At 29.6% G+C, this 13,505-nt stretch carries 11 protein-coding genes; all 11 read right to left on the minus strand.

From position 1 onward, the window contains the following. Window positions 1-77: 77 nt before the first annotated feature. Window positions 78-1,199 carry a glycosyltransferase gene (locus IEW75_RS10085; RefSeq protein WP_134246603.1) on the minus strand — a complete coding sequence of 374 codons (1,122 nt, stop codon included), beginning with the start codon at window positions 1,197-1,199 and terminating at the stop codon, window positions 78-80. Next, on the minus strand, window positions 1,192-2,298 hold the full coding sequence (locus IEW75_RS10090) for a glycosyltransferase family 4 protein (protein ID WP_134246602.1): 1,107 nt from the start codon (window positions 2,296-2,298) through the stop codon (window positions 1,192-1,194). The genes IEW75_RS10085 and IEW75_RS10090 overlap by 8 nt, the downstream gene beginning before the upstream one ends. Further along, entirely contained in the window at window positions 2,285-3,613 is a 1,329-nt protein-coding gene (locus tag IEW75_RS10095) for a glycosyltransferase family 2 protein (protein ID WP_134246601.1), read from the minus strand. The genes IEW75_RS10090 and IEW75_RS10095 overlap by 14 nt, the downstream gene beginning before the upstream one ends. Window positions 3,614-3,766: 153 nt before the next feature. After that, window positions 3,767-4,057, minus strand: a complete 291-nt coding sequence (locus IEW75_RS10100) for a GIY-YIG nuclease family protein (protein ID WP_134246600.1) — start codon at window positions 4,055-4,057, stop codon at window positions 3,767-3,769. Window positions 4,058-4,291: 234 nt separating this feature from the next. After that, window positions 4,292-5,356: a hypothetical protein gene (locus tag IEW75_RS10105; RefSeq protein ID WP_134246599.1), complete on the minus strand. Its 1,065-nt coding sequence runs from the start codon at window positions 5,354-5,356 to the stop codon at window positions 4,292-4,294. Continuing rightward, complete coding sequence (locus IEW75_RS10110; RefSeq protein ID WP_134246598.1) at window positions 5,357-6,286, minus strand: UDP-glucuronic acid decarboxylase family protein; 930 nt, start codon at window positions 6,284-6,286, stop codon at window positions 5,357-5,359. 183 nt (window positions 6,287-6,469) lie between these two features. Further along, window positions 6,470-7,639, minus strand: a complete 1,170-nt coding sequence (locus IEW75_RS10115) for a glycosyltransferase family 4 protein (RefSeq protein ID WP_134246597.1) — start codon at window positions 7,637-7,639, stop codon at window positions 6,470-6,472. Then, window positions 7,639-8,532, minus strand: a complete 894-nt coding sequence (locus IEW75_RS10120) for an FkbM family methyltransferase (RefSeq protein ID WP_158283755.1) — start codon at window positions 8,530-8,532, stop codon at window positions 7,639-7,641. Before IEW75_RS10120 ends, IEW75_RS10115 begins: the two co-directional genes overlap by 1 nt. 49 nt (window positions 8,533-8,581) lie before the next feature. Continuing rightward, window positions 8,582-9,589: a glycosyltransferase family 2 protein gene (locus IEW75_RS10125; RefSeq protein WP_134246595.1), complete on the minus strand. Its 1,008-nt coding sequence runs from the start codon at window positions 9,587-9,589 to the stop codon at window positions 8,582-8,584. Window positions 9,590-9,637: 48 nt separating this feature from the next. Continuing rightward, window positions 9,638-10,735 carry a glycosyltransferase gene (locus IEW75_RS10130; RefSeq protein ID WP_158283754.1) on the minus strand — a complete coding sequence of 366 codons (1,098 nt, stop codon included), beginning with the start codon at window positions 10,733-10,735 and terminating at the stop codon, window positions 9,638-9,640. Beyond that, window positions 10,735-13,053, minus strand: a complete 2,319-nt coding sequence (locus IEW75_RS10135; RefSeq protein WP_158283753.1) for a glycosyltransferase — start codon at window positions 13,051-13,053, stop codon at window positions 10,735-10,737. Before IEW75_RS10135 ends, IEW75_RS10130 begins: the two co-directional genes overlap by 1 nt. Window positions 13,054-13,505 lie beyond the last annotated feature (452 nt).

Raw genomic sequence — 13,505 nt, forward strand, 5'->3', positions numbered from 1 at the left:
GATTGTTATATTAATTCTATATCTTTAATTATGACATCACAAATTCAAATTTAATGAAATAAGTTTTTATGAACCATTTAGCCAACTATTTCTTTTTGAATCCTTTCTAAATAGTGGTTAAACGTGAAGTTTTCAGCCTTTTTATAATTATGCTCAATGTAATTTTTGAAATCAATTTTTGAAATTGATAAACTTTGCTGTAAGGCATTCATTATATTTTCTTCACTTAGAGGTTTAATTAAAAATCCATTCTTTTCATTTTGAATATACTGCCCAATACAAGAAACATTAGAAACAATGGGAATACAACCAAAATTCATGGCCTCACCTATTACCTTTGGAAAACCTTCACTTTTAGAAGGTAATAGTATAAAATGACAGGCTTTATAAATTTCAACAATCGCTGCTTTGTTTAAAAAACCATGAAAAATAATTGGGGTCTGTATTTTTGTTGCTTTTAATTCTAATTGAGTTCTTAAGATACCATCACCAACTATATGTAACGTACCTATATTGGAATGTTTTATTTTACAAAAGGCATCAATTATTAATGCTACTCCTTTATTGTTATTTAATCCTCCAACAAAACAATAATTATAAGGTTTAGTAGGCTTTTTACTAGTTATTAGCTGTTTCCCTAGCGCTCTATCATCTTCCGTTAAGCAAGGATTTTCAAATGAAATTATATTTCTTTTATTGCTTGCCCAAAAACCATTAACAGTAACTTTTGTATTTAAACTAAGCATGTTTTTTAACCACCAACGCTGTAAACGATTACCTAAAGGTAGTGCTTTAGCCCCCCAGTTTCCAGCATATTTCACCCAATAGTCCGTATTATTTATAAATTTTAACCAAGGTAACAAATACACTCCAATACCAGTTGGCGCTCTAAACTGAATAATAGTTGCTTGAGGCGCATACTTGCTAATCTGATTTAAATTATATGGAATTTGACGAATAATAGACATCTTTTGAATTCCTTTCCCGCCAGATGGTTTTAAAGGAACATATTCAATTCCAGCGACATAAGGCTTCGAACTTTTTGGAGCAGTATTTTGATGTAAGGGTGCTGCGTGCCATATTTTATCGAAAATTTGTGATAAATAGTTGATTTCAGTAACCGTTGGTCCCCAACCAACAATTACTCCATTTGCATTTTTATAATGCTCGGTATGCGATATAATTAATAATTTATTCAAAAACTTTTAAATATTTTTTTATGATGAGCTCCCATTTAAATTGGGTTGACCAGACTATTGCATTTTGCGAATAGTTGTTATAATTATTACTAATTTCAGCTACAGCATTTAAAATTGCCTCTTTATTTTTAGAACCCACTAATTTACCTGAAACATTATTATTAATTGCGTCAACAATACCACTAGTATTAGATCCAATTGCAGGAAGCCCAAAAGCATTTGCTTCAATTATAGCAATTCCAAAGCCCTCAACATCTCCAGTTGTCGTTTTATTACTCAACATTACAAATATAGTACTCTCTTGTAATAATTGATGTTTTTTTTGTTCTGTAACCAAGCCATGAAAAGTAATATGTTCTGCTACATTTAGTTTTTTAGCAACCACTTCAAAATCTTGCTGCCTTGTTGGAATTCCTACAATATGATAGTGGATCTTAGGATACTTTTCTTTTAATAATGGCAATGCTTTAATTACATTTAACTGACCTTTTCTTTCTGTAACATTTCCAACCGTAAGTAAAATTGGATTTTCTTTTTCCCGTAAAGTTTTGATTGTAGGTTGCTCATTTGTACTATTCTCTAAATTAAATCCATTTGGTATAACTTCAACACAACTATGTTTTAAATGCGATACTAATGACTTTGTAAAATTAGAAACTGCAATAATTTTATTAAAATTCAACAATGCATTGTTTGTTAGCTTTTTATTGAACCCTTTTAGGTTTAATTCACTACCATGAATTACTGCATATTTCTTTTTATTGTTTAATAAAGGATCTAAACCTACCATCCACAAAGGGAACTTTCCAGAAGCAAGTACCAAATCATAATTACTTACTGCTTTCCAATACATTAAAATGCGCTTTAAATATGTAAACAAAATAAAGCCATAACGTTTAATTCTAATCACTTTAAATGGTAATGTAGCGTCAAATTGTTCTTCCTCAATACCTATTTTAGAACGGACATCGGTTAAAACAGTCACAATGTATCCGTGCAATTGCAGCTGTTTTGCTAAATTATAGGCATGATTTCCTATGCCTCCCGGTTGTGGAGGGAATTCTGAAGTTATGATTAGTGTGCTTTTAGAGTATTTCAATTTTAGCTCCTCTCTTTAGTTTTATTGTTGCCAACTTCCATGATTTTAATACTTGAAATAATACCAACGGAAATAAAAGTACAGAAAGCATATAACCCAACAACATCATTTTTACATTTCCTTTGTATTTATAAGAAATTAAAGAAGGTGGTACCGCTTTAAGTAAAGCATACCGGGTTAATGTATTCCCAAAATAGGTTCTAAATAAATATACTACACTAGGAATTGGTCGTGGAGCAAACCATCTTTTAGGTCTAAAACCATCCCAGCTTCCCATTTGTCGTAAACCACCGGTTGCCACTTTTAAATGCAAGCGTTCTGCGGTTGGATTGGAAATATTTAAAAAACCTGCTAAAAAAGCACGTAATCCAAATTCGCCATCACCCATACGTTGTTTTTCAAATTGCCGATCAAACAATCCTATTGTTTTAAAAACTTGTCTTTTTATAAGAACATTTCCAGTATCTAGCTGTTCAGATACTTTAAAATAACGATACGATTCTGGAACTTTTGCACCTACAACTGAAATTGAAGTTCCTGAAGAAATTTCCGCATTAAAAAAATCAATACATTTTAAATGGTTTGCAATCCAATCAGGCGCTACCCTACTATCGTCATCAAAAAGTAATAAAAATTCTGCATTTGAGATTTTTATTGCTGTATTCCGAGCCAACCATAGTGCTTTCTCTTTTTGGTGGATTATATTTAAACTCAATTTAAACTGCTTGTAAAAAGACTCGTTAAATGGTTCCGATTGATCAACTACAATAACTTCAAAATTTGTATAGTCTTGTTTTTCCAAATCATACAACACATCTTTTAAGTATGCATACCTGTTTAAGGTAGGAATAATCACACTTACTTTGGGCTGTTGTTTTAACAATTCACCTTTAAAGTTATTCCATTCAAAATAGCTTATATACTCTTTAAATACATTTACTTGTCTTACGTTTTTAGTCTTTAAAAAAGCCTGCAACTCCTTAAAGGGATTATGCAAGGTTATTAAACGCCAGAGTAACGTATAATACACCCATAATTTATTAAAATACGTTCGTATAAAACGGTATTCATCCTCAATTGGAATTTGTACTTTAAAATTAATCGTTTTTGTAGTTCCAATATACCCTTTCTGGACTGCTTGATACCCTGCATCCAATTTACTTATTTCTATATTACTATAAGCTTTGTTTAATTTTATTTGTGCTTGTATATTTTTAGGCAAAGCATCCCAATCTGGAAAAACAATAGTGTTGTTATTTCTCTTTAAATTGAAATAATTTGTAGGTGAAACGTATTTTAGAAATTTGAAGAGCATTTAGTTTGATAATATATTTTATACAAATATAAAAGAACCTGTTATGTGGATTACTTTTTTAGAACATTTTTCTTAACTTAAGTGACGTACTTGGATCTTCGTCAGTTCGAGTGACCGAGTACGCGAGGTTGTATCGAGAACCTACACCAGATACTACTCGAATTTCTTCTTTGCTAAATTGACCAAATCATCATAATCACCATTAATTAAGGCCTCTTTTTTAACTCTTGACCATTTTTTAATTTGTTTCTCTTTTTCAATTGCTAAATTTATATCTATAAATTCTGTATAAAAAACCATTGTTACGGGTCTCCTTTTATAAGTATAAGAATTTTTATAAAAACCTGATGAATGCTGAAATAGTCTATTTTCTAAATTACTTGTAATTCCTGTATAGTAGGTATTATCTATACATTTTAATATATAAACAAAACTCTTTTTCATAGTTGTTTAATTTCTTATTATTTAATTATACTTCTCGATACATTTTTTGTTTCGTTTCACTCCACAAAAAACACTCGAAGTGACGGAATTCTCTACACCGTCAGTTCGAGTGGTTTTGATAAGAACCTTAGTTCTTTTTAAAATTGTATCGAGAACCCTCTCGCAATACTTCTCGACACACTATTGCTCCATTCCATTGCAAAATAGCACTTGAAGTGACGATATTATTTTAAATTATTCCTTGTTACTTTCAAACAATGTTTTAAAATACCCATCAAAAGATAGTTTTTTTTCCCAAAGTAACCTATTTTGCTTCATACGTAATTCTTTTTCTCTAAAGGAATACTTTCTATGAAACTCAACTATTTTTTCTGGCAATGTATTTAATTCGTTCTCTTCAACCCAAACTAGGTGGTTTTTCCAATTTGTTACATGAGATAAAGGCATAAGACAATCTGTATTTACAAAAATAGGAATGCGCCCCATAGCCAAGGTTTCATACAAACGAACAGAAAAATTTCCACCACCACGAACACACACAGTGTACATAGCGTTGTATATATTCTCGTAAAAATCTTGCGTAGTTTTTGCTCTTTCTTCTGAAGTTCTTACACCAGCCCTGTATTTTTTTCGTTCTATAAAATTATTGTTTAATAAACTGCTTTTTTTAATTATTTTTAATGTTTGCCCTCTAAAATAAGAAGATGACATTATTTTTTGAGGACTGTTAATAGACAGTTTTAAATAGAACTTTAAATTTCGTGCACACACGCGCCCTATTTCTTTCAAAGCATTTAATAAGGATGCATTTGTTTGTCCACAAAAACCAATTAAAGGTGTATCTATATTTGTTTCAAATAGCGGTTTCGTTTCAAATTTATTATTTTTTAAAGGGTCTTCAATAAAAATAGGAATTCCAACATGATTGCTTGGTAATTTAGACACATAACCATTTGGACGCAACACAATACAATATTTAAAATAGGGAATTGTTACTCCAAAATCTCCTGTGGTATGTGTGAACACTTTTTTATGAAATTTTTCGGCTTCTTTTATAAAGTCTTCGGCTAAAAAAAGTTGTTTTGTACGTTGGTAATAATTCCAAGACATTGTTAAAATTGCGATATCGCTTTGTGCAATGTTATCTACAAATTGATAGTCTTTTTCAGTAACCCCATACATCGCAATTCTATCCAAATCTGTAAAAGAAGTTCCTTTAATAAATGCTTTTAACAAAGGAAATAATTCACCTCGGTGTTTTTTAATATAATGATCTTTGGGATAATAAATACGAATCACTTAAATGGATTTAAAATATTGAATGGTTTTTAGCAAGCCTTCTTCTAACTGAATTGTAGGATTCCAACCAAGTGTTTTTTTAGCAAAGTCGATATCTGGTTTACGTTGCATCGGATCGTCTTGAGGCATCGATTCAAAGCGAATTTTTGATTGACTATTTGTCAATCTAATGACTGCTTGCGCTAATTCTAAAATGGTAAACTCTGTTGGGTTACCCATATTCATAGGGCCAGTAATTTCTTTTGGGGAATTCATAAAGGCAATCATACCATCAATTAAATCATCTACATAACAGAAACTACGTGTTTGTTTGCCTGTTCCATAAATAGTAATGTCTTTATTTTTTAAAGCTTGCACTATAAAATTACTCACTACTCTGCCATCATCTGGATGCATATTAGGACCGTAGGTATTAAAAATACGCATTACCTTAATTTCTAAATGATGTTGTCTATAATAATCAAAAAACAAAGTTTCTGCAGCTCGTTTCCCTTCATCGTAACAAGCTCTTGGTCCAATAGGATTTACATTGCCCCAATAATCTTCCTTTTGAGGATGTACTACAGGATCTCCATACACTTCACTGGTAGATGCTTGTAAAATTCTAATTTTTAAACGTTTTGCTAACCCTAGCATATTAATAGCTCCATGCACACTTGTTTTGGTAGTTTGTACAGGATCGTTCTGATAATGAACAGGACTTGCCGGACAAGCTAAATTATATATTTCATCTACTTCAATATACAATGGAAATGTAACATCGTGCCGGATCAACTCAAAATATGGATTACTTAATAAATGTATGATATTGGATTTTCCACCTGTATAAAAATTATCGACACATATAACTTCATTTCCTTCTTTTAACAAGCGTTCACACAAATGTGAACCTAAAAAACCTGCACCTCCTGTTACTAAAATTTTTTTCATTTGATTCTTATTATATTTTATTATAACCTATCGGCCTATTAACAATAGCTTTTCGTCAGTTCGCGTGACCGAGTGCGCAAGGTTGTATCAAGAACTGGTACGCAATACTTCTCGATACGCTATTTCTCCATTGCATTTCGAAAATACCACTCGAAGTGACATTTTAATAATTTCATAAAGCAACTAACTATAAAAACTCTTAAACGCCTCTTTTTGTTTTTCTAAACTAAAATAATTTAGTACCCTTTCTCTTGCATTAGAACGAATCATTTCTTTTTCCTGTTCATTTAAATTTAAAACTTCTATAATTTTTAACGCTAATGTAGGGGCTTCTAAACTATTTACCAACCAACCTGTTTTATTATTTTCAATATTTTCAGTTAAACCTTCAGCATTAGATACTATACATAGAGGCCCCATTGCTTGTGCCTCAATTACTGAATTACAAAAACCTTCAGAAATACTATATTGAATATAAATATCTGATTTTTTATAAATTTGTATCAATTCATTTCTACTTTTTTTTCCAAATAATTTCACATGATTAGTTAACTTCAAATCTACAATTGCATAAGCTATTCTTTCATAATCTTCTCCCATACCAACTATTGAATAGGTAAAATCAATGTTTTCATCTTTTAATTTTGCTAAAGCTTCTAATGTAGCAACAATTCCTTTTTTCCAATGCAATCTCCCAACTGTTAAAATTTGTAATTTATGTTGGTTTGGTTTGATATTTTTATCCTCATTCTTAAAAAACTCAATGTCGATTGCGGGGGTGATTTTCTCAACATTCATATTTTTTGATAATCCCAAAGAATAAGCAATATTTAATAAATCATTTGAAATTGTATGCACTTTATCTAAACGTTTCCAAAGTAGATTATAACAATTAGGATGTTTTAACGGATAAATTGCCAAATCAAAACCTCTAAAACTTACCCCCATTTTAGCATCTATACTTTTAGCTACATTTTCTTTGCCCAATGCCATCGTAGCAAAACCAAAATGCAACCAATTTAATTTTTGACTTAAAATATGAGCATTTAAATAGATTTTTTTTACTATTTGAAACCAAGAATTGTTATCTCGTCTTTCTAAACGCATATACCTTATAATTGTTTTTGAATTCGGTACTAATTTTAAAAAAACAACTAGCATTGAAAAAAACTGAAGCATCGGATTTTTAAAAACTTTGGGCGATTTATAAACTGGACACAATTTAAAACTAGGAGATTTATGTTGTACAAATAAGACTACCTCAAAGTCATTTTCCTGCAAACCTTTAATTTTTGAATTAAAAAAGGTTTCTGAATAGGATGGTGTAGCGGAAAGTACGAGACCGATTTTCATTATATTTTTTTATTCCAAATGTTTATTGATTTACTTTTTAATATTCTTTCTTTAACAAACTCATAATCTCTAATAAAAATCGTGTTAAACTGCTCCTTATTATAACTATTTAAATTTATCAACTTACGATTTATTGGATCATATTTAAATGGTATAAACCCATGAGCAAATAAAATATTTTCAATTTCTTCATTTTTAATATTATAAATATTACCACTTTCATTAATTTCAATAATGATAGCCTTCAGACTGCTCTTTTGTAATGTTTCTTTACAACCTAAAAGTACAAATTTTTCATACCCTTCAACATCAATTTTAATCAAATTAATATCTTCATTAATTATACTATCAACTGTTTTAACTGGAATTTTAATAGAATTATTATAGCCTTTAGTAACAATTCTATTCATAGTTCCTCTATTTGTAGAAAAATACATTTCTAAATTTTCACTACTTACTCCTATATTAAGAGCTTTTATATAACCCGCTAAATTATTTAAATTAATTTGCCTTAGAAGTTGTTTGTATGTTTTAGGAATTGGTTCAATCGCAATCGACTTACATTTATGTATACCTGATGCCAGTAAAGAGTAATGCCCTAAATTTGAACCTATATCCAGAAACACATCATCTTCTCTTAAAAAGTGGAGTAAAAACATCGATTCATTAAATTCATACAATCCAAAATATAAATTTCCAACAATACCTGCATCTCCTTTTCTAATATAAATTTTCAATCCACCAAGCCAATTATAAATTATTTCATTTTTAAATAAAACTACTATATTAAAAAAAATATAACTCATTAAAGCCCTTGCTCTATTCCTTTTTGTAATAGGATGCTTCTTAAATTGTTTAGCCCTCTTTCTAATCTTTCTAAATGCTCTTTTCATTTTAAATTTCCTCATATTGAAAAACAAATCAAATTATAAAAAATATTATTTAATTTTTATTAAATTGCTTAATATAAAAATCTAAAATATAATACACATAAAGCTTATATAACCAATAACTCTTTGTTAAAACTAGAAGTTGTAAAAACATATTTATAAATACAGGTACCTTTAACGGAGTAATTTCTTGAATAAATTTATTTTTGAGTTTTACTCTATTTCTAAAACCATTTGTTAACAAAATCATTTTCCCCATTGAACCATATATTTGTTTTAAAACTTCCAATTTAAATTCTTCCGATACTTTAGTTGTTTTACTATAGGGCAAATAAGCTTTTATTGTTTGTGGCCAATAGGTAAATATTTTTTCACTTTCTCTTTTATTTTCTCTTGCTATTGTTGATGATGCATGCCTATAATAATGAAAAATATGCCTATTAATTGAAGCTATACAAAATTCATTTCCTAATTGAACATGAAAAAAAGCATCTTCCCCTATTAACAAGTCTTCTTGAAATCCTTTTATCTTCTTAAATACTTTTCTTCTATGCAAAAAAGAAGGTGTTCCTGCTAATTTACTCTTATGTTTCAACCATAAAATACCTAATTCACCATTATTGTATACTCTTAATTCATTTGAATCTTGTTTACCAATTGATAAATCTATATTTTTATGGTTTGTTCTAATTGACTTTCCAAAAACACTCATAACTTTTGGATATTCAGCTAAAACTTTTTTTAATACATTAATTGCTCCATCAAAAAGCTTGTCATCCACATCAAAGAAATGAATAAACTCACCTTTAGCTTCTTTAATTCCTTTATTTCTCGCTGCTGCTGCTCCTTGTCTTTTTTCTGTTAAAAAATGAACTCTGTCATCTTTTAATCTTAAAGCTAAAATTTTAGAAACCGAATTATCAGTTGAATTATTATCAATAAAAATTATCTCAAAGTTTAAAATTTTTTGATTAATTATATTAGTATATGCATCTTCAATAAAAGAAGCACCATTAAAAACGGGTATAATAAAACTAATATTATTATTTTTTTCAATCATATACTTTTTAAAAATAATTCTTCACTTTTACTAAGATGCAAATGAGCCTTATATCATTAAATTAGTGTAAAATTTTTCATGGTTATAAATAAACTTATCTATAGATAAATTATCAACTACATACTTTCTCGTTTTTGCTTCCAATAATTTTCTAGTATTATTGTCCATACTTTTAATTTCAACAATTTTACGTTCTAATTCTATTATATTTCCAGCTTCGAATAAGTTTTCTGGAAATTCTTTTAATATATCCTTAATACCAGATATTTTTGATCCAAGAACTATTTTTCCCATAGCCATAGCTTCTAGTGGAGCAATTGGCATCCCTTCCTTTCTTCCTTCATCTTTTGTTGGTATTATAAATAAATCTGCCAGTGCTAAATACGGTCTTACATCCATCTTTTTTCCTAAAAAATAAATGTTTTTATGAGTAAATTGCTTACTTAAATTTTGACCGTATTCACTACTATCATCTCCAATAATTAATATTTTAATTGTTGCATCATCCAAATTTTTAATTGCAGTCAAAAGCAATTCGATTCCTTTAACGGCTACTAAATTAGCAACCGAAACTATAATAAAATCTTCTTTCTTAAACTCTATAATTTCGGGTGACTTATAGCTTTTAGGAATAGGTTTAAAATAATTAACGTCAACACCTAATGGGATTTGAACAATTTTATGTTGCATCGCATTAAAAAATTGCAGCAACATATCATTATTAATAGTTATAATTTCACTACTTAATTTAGAACGCCATACCCAGGCCTTATTTCCCCAACTCATGGCTTTTTTAGTATATACGTATTTAATACCAGCCAATTTTGCTGCCAATGGTTCTGAAAAATCCGAACTCCAATGCCAAGAATGAATAATATCGAATTTGTTCCTTTTAAGAAATCGACTTATTTTTAAAACTCGCATTGGAAATGTTGCATAAGGTTTATAAGAGGTAGTAAAAGGAACTATATGAATTTTTACACCTAACTTTTCAACCTCCTTAAAAAAGCCTCCTTTATTATGAAAGCAACAAATTTCAGGTTTAAATTTATTTTTATCTAAATTTTTAACTAAATCATACACTACTTTTCCACTTCCTGCGGTATCGAAATTTGGAATGGTATATAATATTTTAATTTTTTTCATTAACTGCTGATTTTTTTCAAAACCCTTTTCTTTAAACTTAAATAATAACGAGATTCGAAGGGACACATAATTACATTCTTCATAAACAGACATAGATAACCTATAAAGGCTTTGGTATTCATTTCCATCAAATATTGAGTTCTTAATGCAAACTTATAATCCTTTTCAGTTATTATTTTCGGATATTCATACTTAAAAGATCTAATTAATTCCCTTGTTGCTAAAAAACTTTGTTCCCTATGAGTAGTTACAGAATTACGTTCAGGTCTTCTATCTAACCTAACAAGAATTTCATTAATGCCATAAATTTTAGAAATTAAAGAAAAACGTAAAATATAAGTCCAATCAACACTAATACTTGGATAATGCTTTGTAAAATACAGTCCTTTTTTAATATGAACACTCTTTCTAATCATCATACAACTATTTACTACTTTGATTTGATTTCTGTAATTTAATAGAAATAGTTCTTCACCTTCTGGATATTGTTTTCCATGTACTAACAAACCCGGGAATTTCCCAGTAACTTTTTCTCCATCCCAAAATTCAGCTATTCCTGAAACCAAACCTACATCCTTTTTAGAATCTAATAAGTTCACTTGTAACTCTAAACGTTTTGGATAATAGAAATCGTCTTGTTCGGCAATTGCAATATATTCACCAGAAGTATTTGCTACTAAACGATTCATTGTTGGGCCAAGTCCTAGATTTATAGAATTCTTAAGAATTACTAATTTCTTAAACTTACTATTATAGGTGTTTAAAATAGCTTCAGAAGCATCATTTGTACCATAAATACAAGCAATTAACTCGAAATCTTTAAATGTTTGAACCTCTAAACTATCTAAAGTATCCGCAAGTGTTTTTTCCCCATTAAAAATAGGCAATACTACAGACACTTTTAATTGCTGTTTATCCATTACCTTTATTGTTTTTTTATTCCATAAAGCCAAGGTTAATAACATACTAACAGGATGTGAATATACCACTTTATCGCCCTTTTTAAAAGCCTTATAAAACTGATTTGTAACTGCTGTTGGAATTAACTTTTGAAATGAGGGAGCTTCTAAATAGTTTTTTAAATGCTTTTCATTTTCTAATCCCAAAAATTGTAACTCCCAATTACGTTGTATAAAAGGTTTTCCAATTGCTGAACTTAAAACTCTTTGTAGCTTTCCAATAACTCTATAAGGCAGGTTATATGGAACTTTATTATAGCTATACGTATTTAAATTAAAAGGTTTTTGAGCTTGCCATTGTACGGCTGCTAATTTTTTATTTCTTGATTTAATATATTCAATTTGTAATTTTCTATCTGCTAAAAAACTTTCTGGGATGGTACAAATAAATTCACACATGTTATCATCAAAATAGGGCAGTGTGATAGGATGCTTTTTTTGAAATACGTTTAAATTTATTGCAGTCCAACGAGGTGCCCAATACAAGGATTTAAATGCCCTTATTTTTGCACTCGAATTTGTAATATTAATTTCATTGAGTAGTTTTTGAATGCGTTGTTTTAAATACGTTTCAAAGGTATTGGGTAATTCCCAAGCATTCCATAATGCAGTTGCTAATTCCAATCCTCCTTTTTTGATGATCTTTTTATAAATAACTGCTAGTTCTTCATGTTCATTTAAATGTTCATTTAAATGTTCATTGCACATTTTATCAAACAATACATCTCCCCAATGACCTAGTGAAAAAATTTCCCCCATAGTTTCAAACTCATCTACAATGGCCATTTGACGTGGATGTGTAAATTCTGAATAACACTGGTTTAGTTCTGCCAATTCCTCGATACAGTTCCATAAATATCCTTTTTCTATTTGGTACTCATTAAAATCAAAATCACAAGCTTTTGCAATTCTTTTTGCGATTTTTGTTTCTGGATAACCCCCTTTAAACTCGTAACTATAACTTTTTACATCTTTTTGTAAGTGTTTTAAAGCAACAGCTTGCGTTCTGCTATCTAATCCTCCAGATAAAGGCAAAATCACTTTCTTATCTCCCACTTGCTCATTAACAATCGTTTCAAAAAGCGACGTAAATTGTTGCAATGCTTCTGAAAATTCGCATTGCTGTGGTGTATAATGCCATTGAAACCAAGGGGTACTTTCTATTAAAAAACCATTTTCATCTAAGGTGTTTATAGTGGCTGGTCTTAAAACCACTTCATCTTTCCAATAGGTATCTTGATCTAGAAAAAAACCTGTTGCTACAAATATACATATTGCTTCTTTATGTAATTCGTGAGGTGCTTTTATCTTTGCAAAAGTCTGATTTATTGGAATTATAGGGGTTTTAATTGTTTTCAAATGTAATTGTGCTATTTTATTCAAATATATGGAATATCGAGGGCTTTCTCAATATATTTTAACTTCTATATTTGAGATTCCCCATCAAGTTGGAAATGACGTTTGTTTAAAACTATACGCATCAAAAAAATTAACATTACGTCACCCTCAGCTTGACTGGGGTCTCTTGTTTACTTATCTTATTCATCAGATTCCCAGTCAAGTTGGAAATGACGGTAGTATTGAGAAAACCTATCTTTTTAGTTTGTCATATCGCACTTGATGCGATATCTCTAGATTATTACTTTTAACTTTGGAATTACTAAGCATGAGATTCCCAGTCAAGCTGGGAATGACGCTCGTTTAAAATTCAACGCAACCAATTGATTAATAAATCGTCACCCTCAGCTTGACTGGGGGTCTCTTGTTTATTTATCTTATTCATCAGATTCCCAGTCAAGTTGGAAATGACG

This window comes from Lutibacter litoralis (assembly GCF_014646675.1).
GTDB lineage: Bacteria > Bacteroidota > Bacteroidia > Flavobacteriales > Flavobacteriaceae > Lutibacter > Lutibacter litoralis.